Source organism: Candidatus Methylomirabilota bacterium (assembly GCA_036001065.1).
GTDB lineage: Bacteria > Methylomirabilota > Methylomirabilia > Rokubacteriales > CSP1-6 > MNEF01.
The window spans coordinates 95,646-112,114 of record DASYUQ010000033.1; the positions used below are offsets into that span (position 1 = coordinate 95,646).

17 protein-coding genes and 1 pseudogene are annotated in these 16,469 nt (G+C 66.5%); 10 read left to right on the plus strand and 8 right to left on the minus strand.

What is annotated here, in order from left to right; translation table 11 throughout:
• The first annotated feature begins 295 nt into the window (after positions 1 to 295).
• Positions 296 to 1,546, plus strand: coding sequence for an FAD-dependent oxidoreductase (locus VGV13_03105; protein ID HEV8640068.1), 1,251 nt, complete (start codon positions 296 to 298; stop codon positions 1,544 to 1,546).
• Positions 1,547 to 1,660: 114 nt separating this feature from the next.
• Positions 1,661 to 2,128, plus strand: coding sequence for a proteasome activator (locus VGV13_03110; GenBank protein ID HEV8640069.1), 468 nt, complete (start codon positions 1,661 to 1,663; stop codon positions 2,126 to 2,128).
• Between the two features lie 5 nt (positions 2,129 to 2,133).
• Here VGV13_03110 and VGV13_03115 read toward each other — a convergent pair whose 3' ends face one another.
• The 7 genes and pseudogenes from VGV13_03115 to VGV13_03145 all read right to left on the minus strand — a co-directional run bounded on the left by VGV13_03115 (position 2,134) and on the right by VGV13_03145 (position 8,603).
• Complete coding sequence (locus VGV13_03115) at positions 2,134 to 3,417, minus strand: TRAP transporter large permease (GenBank protein ID HEV8640070.1); 1,284 nt, start codon at positions 3,415 to 3,417, stop codon at positions 2,134 to 2,136.
• A gap of 10 nt (positions 3,418 to 3,427) precedes the next feature.
• The gene (locus VGV13_03120; protein ID HEV8640071.1) at positions 3,428 to 3,952 is read right to left on the minus strand and encodes a TRAP transporter small permease; all 525 of its coding nucleotides are present in this window, start codon (positions 3,950 to 3,952) and stop codon (positions 3,428 to 3,430) included.
• 1 nt (position 3,953) lies between these two features.
• Positions 3,954 to 4,952 (minus strand): TRAP transporter substrate-binding protein, encoded by a 999-nt coding sequence (locus VGV13_03125; GenBank protein HEV8640072.1) that lies wholly within the window; start codon positions 4,950 to 4,952, stop codon positions 3,954 to 3,956.
• 82 nt (positions 4,953 to 5,034) lie between these two features.
• Positions 5,035 to 7,008, minus strand: coding sequence for a S9 family peptidase (locus tag VGV13_03130; GenBank protein HEV8640073.1), 1,974 nt, complete (start codon positions 7,006 to 7,008; stop codon positions 5,035 to 5,037).
• A gap of 20 nt (positions 7,009 to 7,028) precedes the next feature.
• Positions 7,029 to 8,084, minus strand: coding sequence for an LLM class flavin-dependent oxidoreductase (locus tag VGV13_03135; GenBank protein ID HEV8640074.1), 1,056 nt, complete (start codon positions 8,082 to 8,084; stop codon positions 7,029 to 7,031).
• A gap of 228 nt (positions 8,085 to 8,312) precedes the next feature.
• Positions 8,313 to 8,402: pseudogene (locus VGV13_03140) on the minus strand (neutral zinc metallopeptidase).
• A gap of 51 nt (positions 8,403 to 8,453) precedes the next feature.
• The gene (locus VGV13_03145) at positions 8,454 to 8,603 is read right to left on the minus strand and encodes a hypothetical protein (protein ID HEV8640075.1); all 150 of its coding nucleotides are present in this window, start codon (positions 8,601 to 8,603) and stop codon (positions 8,454 to 8,456) included.
• 60 nt (positions 8,604 to 8,663) lie between these two features.
• On the opposite strand from VGV13_03145, the gene VGV13_03150 reads away from it, so the two are divergent.
• From VGV13_03150 to VGV13_03185, 8 genes are all read left to right on the plus strand, one after another.
• Positions 8,664 to 9,119, plus strand: coding sequence for a hemerythrin domain-containing protein (locus VGV13_03150; protein ID HEV8640076.1), 456 nt, complete (start codon positions 8,664 to 8,666; stop codon positions 9,117 to 9,119).
• Positions 9,120 to 9,168: 49 nt separating this feature from the next.
• Positions 9,169 to 9,339 (plus strand): GIY-YIG nuclease family protein, encoded by a 171-nt coding sequence (locus VGV13_03155; protein HEV8640077.1) that lies wholly within the window; start codon positions 9,169 to 9,171, stop codon positions 9,337 to 9,339.
• 105 nt (positions 9,340 to 9,444) lie between these two features.
• A complete protein-coding gene (locus VGV13_03160; GenBank protein HEV8640078.1) occupies positions 9,445 to 10,473 on the plus strand; it encodes a TIGR03557 family F420-dependent LLM class oxidoreductase in 1,029 nt (342 codons plus the stop codon).
• A gap of 672 nt (positions 10,474 to 11,145) precedes the next feature.
• The gene (frdA, locus tag VGV13_03165; GenBank protein ID HEV8640079.1) at positions 11,146 to 12,888 is read left to right on the plus strand and encodes a fumarate reductase (quinol) flavoprotein subunit; all 1,743 of its coding nucleotides are present in this window, start codon (positions 11,146 to 11,148) and stop codon (positions 12,886 to 12,888) included.
• 7 nt (positions 12,889 to 12,895) lie between these two features.
• Positions 12,896 to 13,639 (plus strand): succinate dehydrogenase/fumarate reductase iron-sulfur subunit, encoded by a 744-nt coding sequence (locus VGV13_03170; protein HEV8640080.1) that lies wholly within the window; start codon positions 12,896 to 12,898, stop codon positions 13,637 to 13,639.
• Positions 13,636 to 14,052 (plus strand): fumarate reductase subunit C, encoded by a 417-nt coding sequence (locus VGV13_03175; protein ID HEV8640081.1) that lies wholly within the window; start codon positions 13,636 to 13,638, stop codon positions 14,050 to 14,052. The genes VGV13_03170 and VGV13_03175 overlap by 4 nt, the downstream gene beginning before the upstream one ends.
• A gap of 3 nt (positions 14,053 to 14,055) precedes the next feature.
• On the plus strand, positions 14,056 to 14,403 hold the full coding sequence (gene frdD / locus VGV13_03180) for a fumarate reductase subunit FrdD (protein HEV8640082.1): 348 nt from the start codon (positions 14,056 to 14,058) through the stop codon (positions 14,401 to 14,403).
• Positions 14,404 to 14,515: 112 nt separating this feature from the next.
• Positions 14,516 to 14,947, plus strand: a complete 432-nt coding sequence (locus tag VGV13_03185) for a hypothetical protein (GenBank protein HEV8640083.1) — start codon at positions 14,516 to 14,518, stop codon at positions 14,945 to 14,947.
• A gap of 259 nt (positions 14,948 to 15,206) precedes the next feature.
• Here VGV13_03185 and VGV13_03190 read toward each other — a convergent pair whose 3' ends face one another.
• On the minus strand, positions 15,207 to 16,232 hold the full coding sequence (locus VGV13_03190; protein ID HEV8640084.1) for a tripartite tricarboxylate transporter substrate-binding protein: 1,026 nt from the start codon (positions 16,230 to 16,232) through the stop codon (positions 15,207 to 15,209).
• Positions 16,233 to 16,469 lie beyond the last annotated feature (237 nt).

Genomic DNA, 16,469 nt, shown 5'->3' on the forward strand with positions numbered 1-16,469 from the left:
AAGAGGTCAGCAAGAGGCATACCGTCGGCCCGACGGCAGCTCGGGTAAGATTTGCAACCAGAGCGACGTCAGAACCAGGCGCTGGCCCGTATGGTCACCAACGGGCCGTCCGCGACGTCGAGACGATTGTCGCGGCGGTCGTCGTAGAGCCCGTTCGGCTGGAGCGACAACGTCGTGTTGATGCGCGTCGACCCCGAGGCGATGTACGCCTACGCGCCCCAGGCGGAGCGGTTCCCGGAGGGCACCATGCTGCCGTCCGCGCGCGCGTGAATCCGGACACGCTGGGGCGGCCGACATGGCGGGTGACCGGGGTCGGGTGCACTGCTGCATCGCGGGTGGCGGGCCAGCCGGGATGATGCTCGGACTGTTGCTGGCGCGCGCCGGGGTCAGCGTCCTCGTTCTCGAGAAGCACGCGGACTTCCTGCGGGATTTCCGCGGCGACACGATCCACCCGTCGACGCTCGAGGTCATGCACGAGCTCGGATTGCTGGACAGCCTCTTGCGGCTGCCGCACCAGGAAGTTCGCGAGCTGACGGCGCAGATCGGCGACGTGGCGGTGCCGATCGCCGACTTCACTCACCTGCCGACGCGTTGCCGGTTCCTCGCCTTCATGCCGCAATGGGACTTCCTCGACTTCCTGGCCCGTCAGGCCGCCCGCTACCCCACGTTCCGATTGCAAATGCAGGCCGAGGTGACCGGGCTCCTCGAGGAGTCGGGGCGCGTGGCCGGAGTGCAGGCGGTGAGCAGGAACGGCCCGATCGCGATCCGCGCCGATCTCGTCGTCGCCGCCGACGGCCGGCACTCCGCGGTCCGCGAAAAGGCGGGCCTGCCGGTGACGGAGCTGGGTGCCCCCATGGACGTCCTCTGGTTCCGCCTCCCCCGCGCGCCGGACGACACCGGCCAGACCATGGGCCGTTTCGAGCTCGGGCAGATCTTCATCATGATCAATCGCGGCGAGTACTGGCAGTGTGGCTACGTGATCCCCAAGGGCCAGTTCGACGAGATTCGCGCGGCGGGGTTGGAATCCTTCCGCCAGAGGGTGGCGCGATTGGCGCCGTTTGCGAAGGGCCAGGCGGGCGAGCTCCGGGCCTGGGACGATGTGAAGCTGCTCACGGTGCAGGTGGACCGGGTCTCCCGCTGGTATCGTCCGGGCCTGCTCTGCATCGGCGATGCCGCTCACGCGATGTCCCCGATCGGCGGGGTCGGCATCAACCTGGCGATCCAGGACGCGGTCGCCGCCGCCAATGTCCTGGCGGCGTCATTGTGCGAGCGCCGGGTGACGGTCCACCACTTACACCAGGTGCAAAGGCGCCGCCAGCTGCCTACGCGACTGACGCAGCGGATCCAGGTGGTGATTCAGAACCGGGTCATCAAGTCAGTGCTGGGCAGCACGAGGCCGTTGAAGCCGCCGCTGGCACTCCGTCTCATCGGAATCATCCCGCTGCTGCGACGGATCCCGGCTTGGCTCGTCGGGATCGGCATCCGCCCCGAGCATGTGAAGTCACCTGTGGCTCCGGTGGCGACCGTCGACCGATGCCGGTCCTGAGCTGAGGCCCTCGGACGGAAGCGGCGCGCCGTCCCGCAGGCTCCCGCGGAAGGATGCTTCACGCCGGTGAGTGTGTTAATCGTTGACGGGCAGCGGCTCGGGGGAGGCGGACCGATGGGCGAGCGAGATCCCGAAATCATCGTTCCCGGTCAAGGGCGGCGGGAGTCAGGGGAGTTCGTCTCCCAGCCGGCGAAACTGCTCCGGATCGCGTCGATGATCCGAGAGCTGTTGCAAGAGGTCCGGCAGTCTTCTCTGGACGAGGCCGGTCGGAAACGCCTGCGCGAGATATACGACCGGGCGCTGGCGGAGCTGAAGGAGGGCCTGTCGGAGGATCTGCAGCAGGAGCTCGGCACGCTCGCGATCCCCCTTCAAGGGACGCCCAGCGAGTCGGAAATCCGCATCGCCCAGGCCCAGCTGGTGGGGTGGCTGGAAGGGCTGTTCCACGGAATTCAGGCCGCCCTGTGGGCGCAGCACATGCAGGCCCGGGCCCAGTTCGAGGAGATGCGTCGCCGAGGATTGCCCCCGGGCTCCCCGGGGGCGCCGGGCGAAGCCGAGGCATCCGGGCCCGGCCAGTATCTGTAGGGTAGTCAAAACTTGATCAGGCTGGGCAGCCAGAGCGAGAGGGCGGGGAGGTATGTGACCAGCAACAACGCGAACAGCATGGCAGCGTAGAACGGCCAGAGCTCGCGCGACACCTCCTCGATCGTCACCCGGCCCAACGCGCAGCCCACGAAGAGGGTGGGCCCCACCGGCGGCGTGATCAGCCCGATACCGCCGTTGACCAGCAAGATCATGCCGAAGTGCACCGGATCGACCCCCAGCTTGACCACCACCGGGAGCAGGATCGGCGTGCAGATCAGAATCATGGGGGCCAGGTCTAGGAATGTGCCCAGGCCCAGCAGGAGAACGTTGACGAGAAAAAGCATCGCGTACTTGTTCGTGGTCAGCGTCAGGAAAAATTCGGTCGCCCGCGTCGGGATTTGCATGATCGCCATCATGTACCCGAACGCCGCCGAGAAGCCGATCAGCATCATGACCATTGCCACCGTCTTCACCGTGCGGTGAATCAGCCGGGGCAGGTCGTGCCACTTGTAGTCGCGATAGATGAAGATGGTGACGAAGAAGGCGTACACGCAAGCCACCGCGGCCGACTCGGTGGCCGTGAACACGCCCCCGAGGATCCCGCCCAGGATGATGACCATGGTGATGAGGCCCCAGACGGCGTCGAGGGCGATCTTGAACGCCTGTCGCAGCGGGACGGGCTCCGACTTCGGCAGGCCGCGCCGGTAGGCCGTCATCAAGATCAGCCCGATCAGGCAGAAGCCGAACAGCAGCCCCGGGAAGACGCCGGCCAGGAAGAGGTGGGCGATCGAGATCGTGCCGCCGGCCGCCAGCGAGTAGATGACCGCGTTGTGGGAGGGGGGGATGAGCACCGCCTGCACCGAGCCGCATATAGTGACGTTGGTGGCGAACACGCGGGAATAGCCGGCCTTCACCATCTGCGGGATCATGACGGTGCCGATCGAGGCGGTGTCGGCCACCGACGAGCCGGAGACGCCCGCGAAGAACGTGGAGGCCAGCACGTTCACCACCGCCAACCCGCCCCGGATGAAGCCGACCAGGACCTTCGCGAGGTTGACCAGCCGGGTGGCCATGCCGCCCTCGGCCATGATGGCACCGGCCAGCACGAAGAACGGGATGGCCAGCAGCGCGAAATCGTCGGTGCCATCCGAGATCTTGAGCATCACCGCTTCCAGCGGGATGTCGACCCAGAGCGCGGCGATCAGGCAGGACAGGCCCAGGGTGTAGGCGACCGGCATGCCCATCGCGCAGAGAGCCGAGAACGAGCCGAGGAGGACGAGCGCATCCACCGCCCCCCTCCTACTCCAGCGCCTCGGCCTGGTCGCGGTACATCACGGAGGTCGGCGGCGGGTCGCCGATCCACACACGCTCGACGATGAAGAGCAGCGTCACCATACCGCCGAGCGGCAGCGGAGCGTAGGTGACGCCGACCGACAACAGCGGGAACTCCGCGATCACCTGGTGCCAGGTCGCGCGCACGAGCTGGACGCCCCACACGACCATGAAGAGACAGGTCACCGTCATGGCGGCGTCCACCAGCCACGACAACCCCCGGCGGATGCGCGCGTCCACCGAGTCCACGATCGCCCGCACCGCCATGTGGATGTTGGCGCGGTACACTGCCGCGCCGCCCAGGAACGAGAACACGATCATCAGAAGGACGGCGGCCGGCTCGGGCCAGGAGGCGGCGGCGTTCAGCACGTAGCGCATGAAGACGCCGTAGGGAATGATCAGCGTGATGACGACCAGGCTCACGCCGGAGATGACGACGCAGGCCACGTACAGCCCTTCCATGGCCGCGGCATAGTGAGCCTTGACACCCACGTCACCGGGTCTCCTCGATGCGCTTGACCAGCGCCGTCCACTTCGACCCGTACTTGTCGCGCACCGGCCGGGTGGCCTCGTAGAACGCCTTCTTGTCGACCTCCACGAACTGCACGCCGGAAGCTTTCAGCTTCTGTACCGACTGGGTGACCATCTTGTCCCACAGCTCGCGCTGCTCCGACTGGGCTTCGCGGGAGACCTTCTTGACGAGCGCCTGATCCTCCCTGGACAGCGTGTCCCACGTCCGGCGCGAGAACACGAAGATCTCCGGGATGATGAGGTGGCCGGTGAGGCTGTAGTACTTGCTGACCTGGTAGTGGTTGTGGGTGAGCAGCGTGGGAGGGTTGTTCTCGGCGCCGTCCACCACGCCCGTTTGCAGCGCGCTGTACAGCTCGTTGAACCCCATCGAGATGCCGTTGCCACCCATGGCGTTCATGGTCTCGACGAAGATCGGGTTGCCCATCATGCGGATCTTCTGGCCCTTCAGGTCCGCGGGGGCCTTGAAGGGCTTCTTCGCGTAGACGCTGCGGGTGCCGGCGTCCATCCAGCCGAGGCCCACCAGGCGCGAGTTGGGCGCGTTGGTGATCTTCTCGATGAGCTCCTCCCCGATGGGGCCGTCGATCACCTTCCGCATGTGCGCCTCGTCGCGGAAGACGAACGGCAGGTTGAACACATTGAGCTCGTCGACGATCGTGCCGACCGGGCCGACGCTCACCCGGCAGATCTGGAGCGCCCCCACCTGGGTCTGCTCGAGCATCTCCTTCTCGCCGCCCAGCTGCATGGCCGGGAACATCTGGACGGAGAGGCGGCCGTTGGTGGCGCCCTCGAGCTTCTTGCCCATGCGGACGACGGCTTCCACCGTCGGGTAGCCGAGCGGGTGCACGTCGGAGGCCTTGAAGACCATCTTCTGCTGGGCGCTGGCCGACCCGGACACGCCAAAGACGGCGGCGCCGGCCAGCAGGGACCCGGACTGGCGGAGGAAGTCACGTCGCTCGTTCATGTCTGTCCACCTCTCCCGGCCGATTCTCGAAGGAGTGCGACATCGTAACGAATTCCCCGCGTCTTCTGCAAACGCCATCCTCTTATTTTCCGGAGAGCGGCTCCGGAACGGCCCCCCTGCCGCCGAGGTGGCGGGCGAGGAACCGCTCGACGGCTTCGAAGAGCTTGACGTTGTTGCGCCAGTCGAAGCTGCCATGCCCCTCGTCGGCGAACACGATGTACTCGACCTCCTTGCCCACCCGGCGGAGCGCCTCCACCATCTGATCCGACTCCTGCAGCTTGACGTTCGGATCGTTGGCCCCGTGCACGATCAGGAGCGGACGCTGTACGCGTTCGGCGCCGAAGAGCGGTGACTTGGCCTCCAGGCGCCGGCGGTCCTCGGCTCGGGCGGGATCGCCGGCGTACTTGTGCCAGTACGAGCGGAGCGCGTGCCACGTCCAGTAGGTATGTCGCGTCTCCAGCATCGAGACCAGATTCGAGGGCCCGACGATGTCGACGCCGCAGGCGAACACGTCAGGCGTGAAGGTCAGGCCCACCAGCGTCGCGTAGCCACCGTAGCTCCAGCCCATGATGCCCACCCGGCGCGCCTCCGCGACGCCGCGTCGCACGGCCCAGTCGACCGCGTCGAGGAGATCGGCGTGCATCTTGCCGGCGAACTCCCCGACTGCCGCCTCCCGGAAGCGGCGCCCGTAGCCGTTGGAGCCGCGGAAGTTCACCTGCAGCACGACATAGCCGCGGTTGGCGAGGAGCTGCACGACGGGCGAGTAGTACCAGTAATCGCGCGCCCACGGCCCGCCGTGAACCAGCAGGACCATGGGAGCGGCGCGACGGTCCCAGCCGCGCGGGCGCGCAACGTAGCCGTGAAGAGTGAGCCCGTCGCGGCTGGGGAAGGACACGGGCTCGACCGGCGCCAGGGCGTCGGCGTGGCGGGCAATGGCCGAGCGGCCGAGGAGCATCCCCTGCCCGGTCGTCGCGTCGACGAGCCAGAAGGTGGACCCGCGGTCGGTGTAAGCCTCGATGGTGCTGAACCGCCCGGCGAGGTCGCGGCTGAGCAGCCCGAAGCCCGCAGGCCTTCCGGCGCGGATGGCCTCGAACGCCTTGCCGAGGGCGGCGTCGAAGAAACGGACGTCCTGGTAGTTGGGAAAGGCGGCCGCGTAGAGCAGCTCACCCGTCACCTCGCTGGCGACGGCCACTTCCACATCAACCCGGGGATGCTCGTGCACGAGCGTCCGTCGGCCGGTCTCGAGATCCAAGCGGACGAGGGCGATGCGGTCGCGCTCATGGTTGGTGAGGACCCAGGCCGCCCGCCCCTCGGGGGTGAAGCCCACTACGGTGAACCACTCCTCCAGATCGAGACGCAGCCGCGGCCGCCACTGGTCGCCGTTCCGCCACTCCACGACTCGCTGGCCGTCGCCGACGTCCCGGATCCGGCCGCGTAGCTGCCCGTGGAGATCCGTGATCCACTGAATGACATCACCGGGGTTCTCGCCGACGACGACCCCTTGGCGAGTGCGGACGTCGATGCGGACGAGATCGAAGACCCGGCGCGTGCGCAGGTTCTGGAGGACGAGGATGTGCCACGGATCAGCGAGGAGGACCCGATGGATCGCGGCCCGCGCGGCGCCGATGGGCGTGAGGTCGATCGCTTGCTCGCCCGGCCGCTCCGTGTCGGCCGCGTAGACGTGCTGATTCTGGTCGCCGTCGCGGTCCTGCTCGAAGAGCACGTGGCGGCTATCGGCGGCCCAGCGGAACGTTCGAAGGCTTCGCCTCCAGGGAGTGTCGATGACGCCGACCTCGCCGCCGTCCAGTTCGCGGAAGTGCACGGTGAGCCGGCCGCCCGCGGAAGCCATCCAGGCCAGTCGCCGGCCGTCTGGGGACACCCGGTAGTCGTAGTTGGAGTCGCGGTTTGCGAAGAAGGTCGTGACCGGGATGAGCGGGGTCTCCGAGACGTGTGGGGGGGCGGAAGCGGCCGGTGCGCCCGCGCAGCCCCCCACTAGGACGGCCAGGGCGACGGCCTCCAGCAGCCCGCCCGGTGTTCGTTCGCTACGTGAGGTCATCGTCGTCAATTGACGGGCGGCTACCGCTCGCCCAGCCCGCGACGCACGCGGGGGAGCACCTCCCGCGCCATCCGCGCCATGTAGCCGCGCTCGGGGTCGTCCGGCGTCGGAGGGTTCGGGATCGGATGCAGGACGACGTAGTCGAACTCGGCCGGCGCCGAGCGCAGCACGCCGATCAGCCGCTCGGCCACCTCGCTCGGTCCGCCGCGCAGGCTGAACGCATCGGCGGCGCTCGCGGGCAGGAAGTCGACGACTCGACCGCTCGCCTCCAGATCTGGTGCATGGTGGAAATCGGGCCAGACCTGGTGCCGGCGCTTCAGCGTCTCCGGATCCGGCCCCGTCCAGACCAGGCGCGGAGGGTCGAACAGGGTCGGCGAATACTCGTAGTAGCCGGCCGCCATGGACTTGGCCATCGTCATCGCGCGGTCCGGATCGTCGACGAGCACGGTGTGGAACACGGCACCCAGGCGGACGGCCGACGGGTCCCGCCCGGCGTCAGCCGCGCCCGCGTGGATGGTGTCGACCGCCGTCGCGATGTTCGCCGGATGCGTGCCGACCCGCATGAAGACGCCATCGGCGACACCGCCGGCCATGCGGAGCGTGCGGGGGCCACCAGCGGCGATCCAGATCGGCACCGGCCGGTGGTGCGGCAGGCGCGCCGGTCGCGCCGCCCCGACGTCGACCGATTCGCCATCCAGCAGCGCGTGCATCAGACGCGTGCTCGCTTCGAGCTCCTTGACGCGCGCCGGCCGGAGCCCCGCCAGCCGGACTGCCGTATCGCCGACGCCCCAGCCGAGCAGCGTGCGACCGGGGGCCAACTCGTCGATCGTCGCGATCGCGGACGCGGTCACGGTCGGGTGTCTGTTCACGGGATTCGCGATGAGGGGCCCCAGCACGATGCGCTCCGTCGTCTGGGCCGCCGCGGCGAGCAAGACGTAGGTGTCGCGGCGCCGGAGCTGCGAGTCCGGCTGCAATGCCGCATCCCAGCCGAGCATCTCCGCGCGTCGCACGTCCGCGGCGAACGCCTCAACGGAGCGGGAGTCGAACCGGTTCAGGCCGAAGCGGGGCACGTTCATGGACGGGCCGCGGGCGAAGCCGGATTCCGCTTGAAGAGACGAGCCAGCTCGTACGTTCCGGGCATGATGGGATCCTCGCGATATACCCGCTAGAGTACGTCAAGCGCGAACACCCGCGCTAGCCGCGTGGCCGTCCCGCCGCCTCTCGGTATCAAGGGATGCTGGTGCCCCGCCTGGAGCTCCTGGCGCACCGACAGCGCGTTGGCCGCCGTCCTGTCGACGCGGCGGCGCGCCGAGGCGGTCGCGAAGCGCGCGAAAGAAATCGCGGTCGAGACAAAGCTTCTGGTCAGCAGGGCAGTAGAACGGCCCGACCGCGGCGCCCGTACTCACGGTTCATCCGCCGGAAGAGCTCACGCCACGTGTCCACCTTCAGTAAAGAAGCTGGCCATGTGCAAATGGCGGGCCGGTGAGAACGAGGCCGCGGATCATCGCGCGGACGCGATGGACGACGTCCTTCCGTTGCTCGCGGAACGGCGCCGTGAACCGGCACCCGATCGTGGGCTCGACGAGAGACTCCATCCCAGCGTACCGGCATGGTGTGTGCATTCCACGCGAGAGACTCCCCGGAGGAGGACGGAGATGGACCCGATCAAGCTACTCACGAAGCAGCACCGCGAGGTCGAGGCGCTGTTCAAGAAGGTCGAGAAGAGCGAGGACCCGGACGAGCGCAAGGAGCTCATGGGGGGGATCAAACAAAGCCTCGAGCTCCACATGATGCTGGAGGAGGAGAGCTTCTACCCGGCGGTCCGGGGCCTGGAGACCAAGAAGGCCGAGGAGATGGTGCTCGAGGCCTACGAGGAGCACCACGTGGTCAAGCTGGTCGTCGCCGAGCTTCCGAAGGTCGATCCGGAGGACGAGCGCTTCGACGCCAAGATGACGGTCCTCAAGGAGCTGATCGAGCATCATGTGGAAGAGGAAGAGGACGAGATGTTCAAGCTCGCGAAGAAGCTGGATAAGGAAAATCTGGAATCGATCGGTGATCGCATGGCCGCCGAGGCCGAGCGGCGCCAGGGGGGCGGACCAAGGGCCGCCTAGTGCCGTTCCAACTATTCGCGCCAAGGGAGGCGCCGTGTACTACACGTACGTGTTGCGGAGTGATCGAGATCAACGGCTCTACACCGGAACGACGCACGACCTCCGCACCCGAATCAAGCTGCACGCCGACGGAAAGGTGCGCGCGACCGCTTACCGACGGCCACTGGTACTCGTGTACTACGAGGCCTGCCTGAGTGGCGATGATGCGTTTCGCCGGTAACGGTTCTTGAAGACGGGGAAGGGTAAACGCTTCTTGCGCAACCGCCTCGCGTCGTTCCTGGCCAGATTTAGTACCAACAAGTTGGAACGGCACTAGAAGCGAGCGATGGCGCTTCAGATCGGTTACCAGCTGTCGAGCGAGGAGCATCGGCCGAACGACCTCGTCCGTTACGCACAAATGGCCGAGGAGCACGGGTTTGCCTTCGCGACGATCTCGGACCACTTCCACCCGTGGGTCGAGGCCCAGGGCCAGAGCCCGTTCGTCTGGAGCGTGATCGGCGCGATAGCCCACGCCACCGAAAAGCTCGGGCTGGGCACATGGGTGACGTGCCCCACCACGCGCCTACATCCCGCCGTCGTGGCCCAGGCGGCGGCCACGTCGGCGGCGATGATGCCGGGACGCTTCTTTCTGGGCGTGGGGACCGGGGAGAACCTCAATGAGCACATCGTAGGGCAGGGCTGGCCGGAAACAGAGGTCAGACAGGCGCGCCTGGAGGAGGCCATCGGGGTCATCCGCCTCTTGTGGAAGGGCGGGAACCACAGCCATCACGGCCGGTACTTCACGGTGGAGAACGCCAGGCTCTACACCCGGCCGGAGAAGCCGCCCCCGCTGCTGATCGCCGCCGGCGGCCTGAGGAGCGCCGAGGTGGCAGGCCGCCTCGCCGACGGCCTCATCGCCACCGGCCCCGAAGCGGAGTACGTCCGCGCCTTCGACGCGACGGGTGGGCGAGGCCGGCCCCGCTACGGGAGTGTCACCGTCTGCTGGGCCCGGGACGAGAAATCGGCGCGCAAGACCGCGCATCGGGTTTGGCCGACCGCCGCCATGGAGAGCTCGCTGTCGTGGGAGCTGCCGCTGCCCCAGCACTTCGAGGACGCGGCCAAGCTGGTGACGGCAGACGCGGTCGCCAGGGAGATCGTCTGCGGGCCCGACCCCGAGAAGCACGTCGCCGCGATCGCGAAGTACGTGGAGGCGGGGTTCGACCACGTCGTCATTCACCAGGTGGGCCCGGACCAGGCGGGATTCTTCGCGTTCTACGCCAAGGAGGTCCTGCCCACGCTGAAGTCGACCCTGAAGTCGCTCAAGCGGCCGCCCGCCAAGGCGAGCCCGGACAGGCGACGCCGCCGAGCGGCCTGACCCCGACGCCACGATCTCGTAGTCGTGACTGAGGAGATGGCACGTAACCAATTGAACTTATGAGTCTTCCCAGGCATGCACGCGCGGGCGTTTTCGAAGCTTCGGAGAGGCCGGGCCCCCCTATATGATGGATGTAAGTGCGGACTCACCGACACCGGGAGGGGGTGACCTCAATGGACAAGCCGAAGGACCAGCCGAAGCCGTGGCAACCCGGCGGGGGGCAGGGCAAGCCAGGACCAGGACAGCCCCAGCCGAGCTCACCCAAGAAGTAGCCGCGACCTGTGGCGCTCCGGTGGTTCCGACCGCCGGAGCGCCCACTTCATCGCAGTGGCGAACTTCACAGAATTTGACCTTCGAACACCGACCTGTGGCGAGGCGCCGGCAAGCTTCGTCAGTGACTCAATGGATTGGCGCCCCCGGGCATTAATGCCGCAGGCGCATCGAACACCTGGTCTGCGGGCTTGGGGCCCTCTCTCATCGGACTCCCAGCGCGCTGCTTCGTCTTATGGAATCTGGCCCCCGACGGCTGCAGAGCCGCCTTGACGAAACTGTAGGAGAGCGTCCCACGCCGATTAGAGCGGTCCGCAAGCCTTGACGGTGGGTATGGCGGCGGTGTAGCGTCCACCTCGAAACCAAAGCCCAAAGGCGCGTCAGGCCTTCCAAGCGAGAGTCATGGATCTGTTCACCTGCGATGTGCTCGTAGTGGGCGGCGGCGGGGCGGGCCTGCGCGCCGCCATCGCCGTGGCCGAGACGCATCCGAACCTCCGCGTCGCCGTGATCTCCAAGGTCTATCCCATGCGCAGCCACACGGTCTCGGCGGAGGGTGGAGCCGCCGCGGTGATCAAGGCCGGGGACAGCCTGGACGAGCACGCGTACGACACGATCTCGGGCGGGGACTGGCTCTGCGACCAGGACGCGGTCGAGGCCTTCGTCAGAGAGGCTCCCGAGGAGATGCTCCGGCTGGAGCACTGGGGCTGCCCCTGGAGCCGGGAGCCGGACGGCCACATCGCCGTGCGTCCGTTCGGGGGCATGAAGGCCGAGCGCACCTGGTTCGCCGCCGATAAGACGGGCTTCCACATGCTCCACGCGCTGTTTCAGACCACCCTCAAGTACGACGCGATCCAGCGGTACGACGAGTGGTTCGTCACGAAGCTCCTGGTGGACGACGGGCGCTGCCAGGGGCTGGTGGCCATCGAGCTGGCGACCGGCAAGATCCAGGCCATCACGGCCAAGGCCGTCATCCTCTGTACGGGAGGCTGCGGCAAGGTCTTTCCCTTTACGACGAACGCGAACATCAAGAACGGCGACGGCATGGCCCTCGCCTATCGCGCGGGCGCGCCGCTCAAAGACATGGAGTTCGTCCAGTACCATCCCACTGGGCTTCCTTTCACCGGGATCTTGATCACCGAGGCGGCCCGGTCGGAAGGTGGATGGCTCCTCAACAAGGACGGCTACAGGTACCTCCAGGATTACGACTTGGGCAAGCCCGAGCCGAAGCCGGTATTGCGCTCGATGGAGCTGGGCCCCCGCGACCGCCTCTCCCAGGCCTTCGTCAAGGAACAGGAGAAGGATCGCACGCTTGAAGGGCGATACGGCCATTACGTCCATTTGGACATCCGTCACCTGGGAGAGAAGATCATCGACAAGAAGCTCCCGTTCGTCCGGGAGCTGTGCCTGAAGTACATGAACATCGATCCGGTCAAGGAAATGATCCCCGTCCGCCCCGTCGTCCACTACATGATGGGCGGCATCTCGACAGACATACGCTGCGCGACGCCGCTGCCGGGGCTCTATGCCGCGGGCGAGGCCGCCTGCGTGAGCATCAACGGAGCCAACCGGCTGGGCTCCAACTCGCTCACCGAAATCCTGGTCTTCGGCGCGCGGGCCGGCAAGGCGGCCGCGAGCTTCGCTGCCAAGCAAAAGGAGCCGAGCCCGTCCATCCTGGCCCAGGCCCATGACGAGCAGCGGCGGCTCGAGGCAAAGTTCCTGCGCAAGACGGGCGGGACCGAACGGGTCGCCACGCTGCGGACGGAGATGCAGGAAACCATGGAGGATAGCGCGGGCATCTACCGGACGAGCACGATCCTCCAAAAGGCGGCGGAGAAGCTCCAGAGCCTGCAGGAGAGATTCCAAGAGCTCTCGCTGGACGACCACAGCTACACCTTCAATACGGAGCTGACCGCAGCGCTGGAGCTCTCCTACATGCTGGATGTGGCCGAGGCGATCGTCCACTCCGCCCTCCGACGGACGGAGTCCCGCGGCTCGCACCAGCGCACCGACTACCCGGAGCGAGACGACCAGCAGTTCCTGACGCACGCCCTGGCTTATCGGGTCGAGGGCGGCCCTCCCCGGATCGAATACGTGCCGGTGACCATCACACGCTGGCCGCCGGGCAAACGCGTCTACGGGAGGTAGAGAGGGGATGGAGCCGACGGTTGCTCTGACGGTGGCGCGCTATCGACCAGAGCAGGAGGCTGAGCCGACCTTCCAGACCTATGAGGTTCCCTTTCGGAAGGACTGGGTGGTTCTGGACGCCCTCAACTACGTCAAGGATAGGCTGGACGGGTCCCTCTCCTTCCGGTGGTCCTGCCGGATGGGCGTTTGCGGCAGCTGCGGAATGAAGGTGAACGGCACACCGAAGCTCACGTGCGCGGCCTTCCTCTCCGACTATTTGCCCGGCCCCGTCCGGGTGGAGCCCCTGGACTATTTTCCCGTGGTGCGTGACTTGGTGGTGGAGCTCAGCGACTTCATGCGGAAGCTCAAGAAGGTGAAGCCCTGGATCATCCGAAAGGAGGAGAGGCCTCTCGCAGAGGGGGCATACCTGCAAACTCCCGACGAGCTCGACACCTACAAGCAGTTCAGCATGTGCATCAACTGCATGCTCTGCTACTCCGCGTGTCCCATCTATGGGCTCGAACCGAGCTTCATCGGTCCGGCGGCCATTGCTCTAGCCCAGCGCTACAACATGGACTCCCGCGACGAGGGGGCCGCGGAGCGCCTCGAGATCCTCTCCGGCAAAGACGGCATCTGGCAGTGCACCTTCGTTGGGGAGTGTACGAAAGTGTGCCCCAAGAACGTGGACCCCGCGGGCGCCATCCAGCAGTACAAGCTCACAGCGGCGACCCACTGGCTCAAGGCGGTCCTCCTCCCCTGGGGAACGAGATGAGCGCCGAGACCCGCCACACCCTGTACCATCCGCGTTGGTACCGTCGCCGCGTCTCGGTCTGGTGGTGGTTACAGAACCCAACCTACACCGGCTTCGTCCTGCGTGAGCTCACGAGTGTCTTCGTGGCCTTCTTCGCGGTGGTCTATCTCTGGCAGCTCCGCGCCCTCGTGCAAGGCCCGGAGGCCTATGCTCACTTCCTCGCGTGCCTGGGGACGCTCTTCTTCCTCGCCCTCCACGGCGTAGCGTTTGTCTTCATCCTCTTCCATGCCGTCACCTGGTTCAATCTGGCTCCCAAAGCGATGGTGGTGCGGTTGCGGGGCAAGCGGGCGCCCGACTGGGTCGTTATTGGCCTGAACTACGCGGCCTGGCTTTCTCTTTCCGGTGCCGTGGCGCTTATTCTGCTTCGGGGATAGAGGGTGAGACCGATCACGCCGTTTCTCTGGCTCTTGTTCAGCGCGGGGGGGACGGTCGCCGCCCTCCTGTTCCCGGTCCATCTCTTCCTGACCGGGCTGGCCTTTCCCCTGGGGTGGCTTGAGGCGCCGCGCTACGAGACCCTTCACGGCCTTCTGAAGCACCCCGTGACGCGACTCTACCTCTTCGTGCTCATCTCTTTGCCTCTCTTCCACTGGGCCCATCGCTTTCGCTACACGCTTTACGATGGCCTGCAGCTGAAGCATCTGACCGCGCTCATCGCCGTCCTATGCTATGGCACCGCCCTCCTGGGAACGGCCATGACTGTCTACCTACTGTGGAACATCCCGTAGCGAATAAACGGCCGCCTGGACCGGGGGGTGGATCGCCTCGCGAAGCATCGCGAGAAGGCTTTGAGAATAATAGCCGCCATCGACGACCGAGGTTCATGACGGAGGTGGATATATGTCGAGGTATCTCGTCGTCACCCATCAGACCGCCTTGAGCCCCGACCTCCAGCGCAAAGTGAGTGCGCTGGTCGCGGAGGACCCCGCAGCGGAGTTCGCCGTGCTCGTACCGGAAGCGCCCGGTTTGACGTTCACGTGGGAGGGCGAAACGGTAGACGTAGCAAGGCATCGCGCCGAAGCAGCAAAGACGGTACTCGAAGAGAAGGCGGGAGCGCGAGTTTTCCGTACTGCCGTTGGGGTGCCAGAGCCGCTGCAGGCGATCACCGACGAACTGCTTATGCACCCTGGCTACCACACCCTCGTCATCTGCACATTGCCGCCGGGCGTTTCCCGCTGGCTGAAGTTGGACCTGGTGCACCGGGCCGAGCGGAAGTTCGGCCTGCGTGTCATCCACGTCGTGGCCGAAGCCCCCGCGCCGGCGCGTCGGTGAAGCTTTGTAGCTTGAGCGTTCGGGCCGGTGAGACTCCGGGTATCTGATTTCGCGGAGCATGGGCTTTTTGTGGCGTGGCGGCCGCATCCCCTAGTGCCGTTCCAACTATTCGCGCCTAGGAAGGCACCGTGTACGTCGTTCGTGGACAGATTTAGTATCAACAAGTTGGAACGGCACTAGACGAACTGTGAAGCCCCTCTCCCCGCGGCGGGAGGACGATCTGAGGACACGTTGCCTCGTCGAGTGACCCTCGCCGCGCCTATTTGAGGATGTCCTTCAGCTTGGCGACGAACGCCGGCTCGAGCTTGAAGAGCCCCCGGACGGTGCGTTCGAGCTCCTCTCCGCTCATGGGCTCGACGTCGAGCTTGGTCTTCTGCGCCTCCGTCAGGAACTCCGGGTCCTTCAGCGTGTCCAGGAAGGCCTTGCGGAGGAGTTGCACGCGGTCTTGGGGCGTGCCTGGCGTCACGACGAAGGGGCGGGTGATGGCGCCCGCGTCCTGGATTCCGACCTTGATGAGCTGGCGCGCCTCGTCGGTCTTGGCGAAGTTCATCGCCAGCGGCACGCTGGGAATGTCGGGGGCCGGCTGGGGCGCCGTCTGGAGCACCACCGCCACCTCGCCCGTTTCGATCCCCTTTCGCCACGTGGCCCTGATCGACTCCCAGCCCCAGCAGCCGCCCGCCACCTCACCGCTCTCGGCCGCCAGCCGGATCGCCGACGTCCCCTTGTAGCCCGAGACGACCTGGAGCGGAACACCGATGGCTGCCATCAAGAGCTTGGGCACGTCGTCGGTGGTGGAACCCGGAGCGACGGCGCCCACCTTGACCGGTGTCTTGGCGGCGAGCCACTTCTCGATGCTGGTGATACCGCTCGCCCGGGTGAACACGCAGGTCGGATTGTCTTTCACGGGGACGCCCACGTATTCGAACTTCCGGGCGTCGAACTCGACGCCCGGCTTCCCGAAGACCTGCAGCATGAAGAGCCCGCCGATGAAGTGCCCCATGGTGAGGCCGTCGGGCTTCGCGACCATGTAGACGTGGTTGGCCGCGATCAGGCTCCCGGCCCCTGGCATGTTCTCGACGATGACCGTGGGGTTGCCGGGAATGTGTCTGCCCATGTGGCGGCCGATCGCGCGGGCGTAGGTGTCGAAGCCGCCGCCGGCCGCAAACCCCACGACGATGCGGATGACTTTCCCTTTGTAGAACTCGTGCGTGGTGGCGTGGGCGGCCCCGGCACCCAGGGCGAGCCCGACGATTGCCAGGATCAGGTAACGAAGGTGTCTGTGCATGTGAGCCTCTCCATCACCGTGGTGGTCGACGCACTGGGAGCCTACTGCGTCTGCGGGTCCCCGCGCAAATCTGCGCGTTGCCTCAAAATTATGGTTACCGAAGGGAGGGGGTGAACCGCAAAGGTACGGTTACCCCGCGCACATCGCGCCCCGCGAACAGACGCCCACCGTCTCGTAAGTCCTTGAAGGAGGTGGTGCCCCCGGGGTGACTCGAACACCCGGCACGCAGTTTAGGAA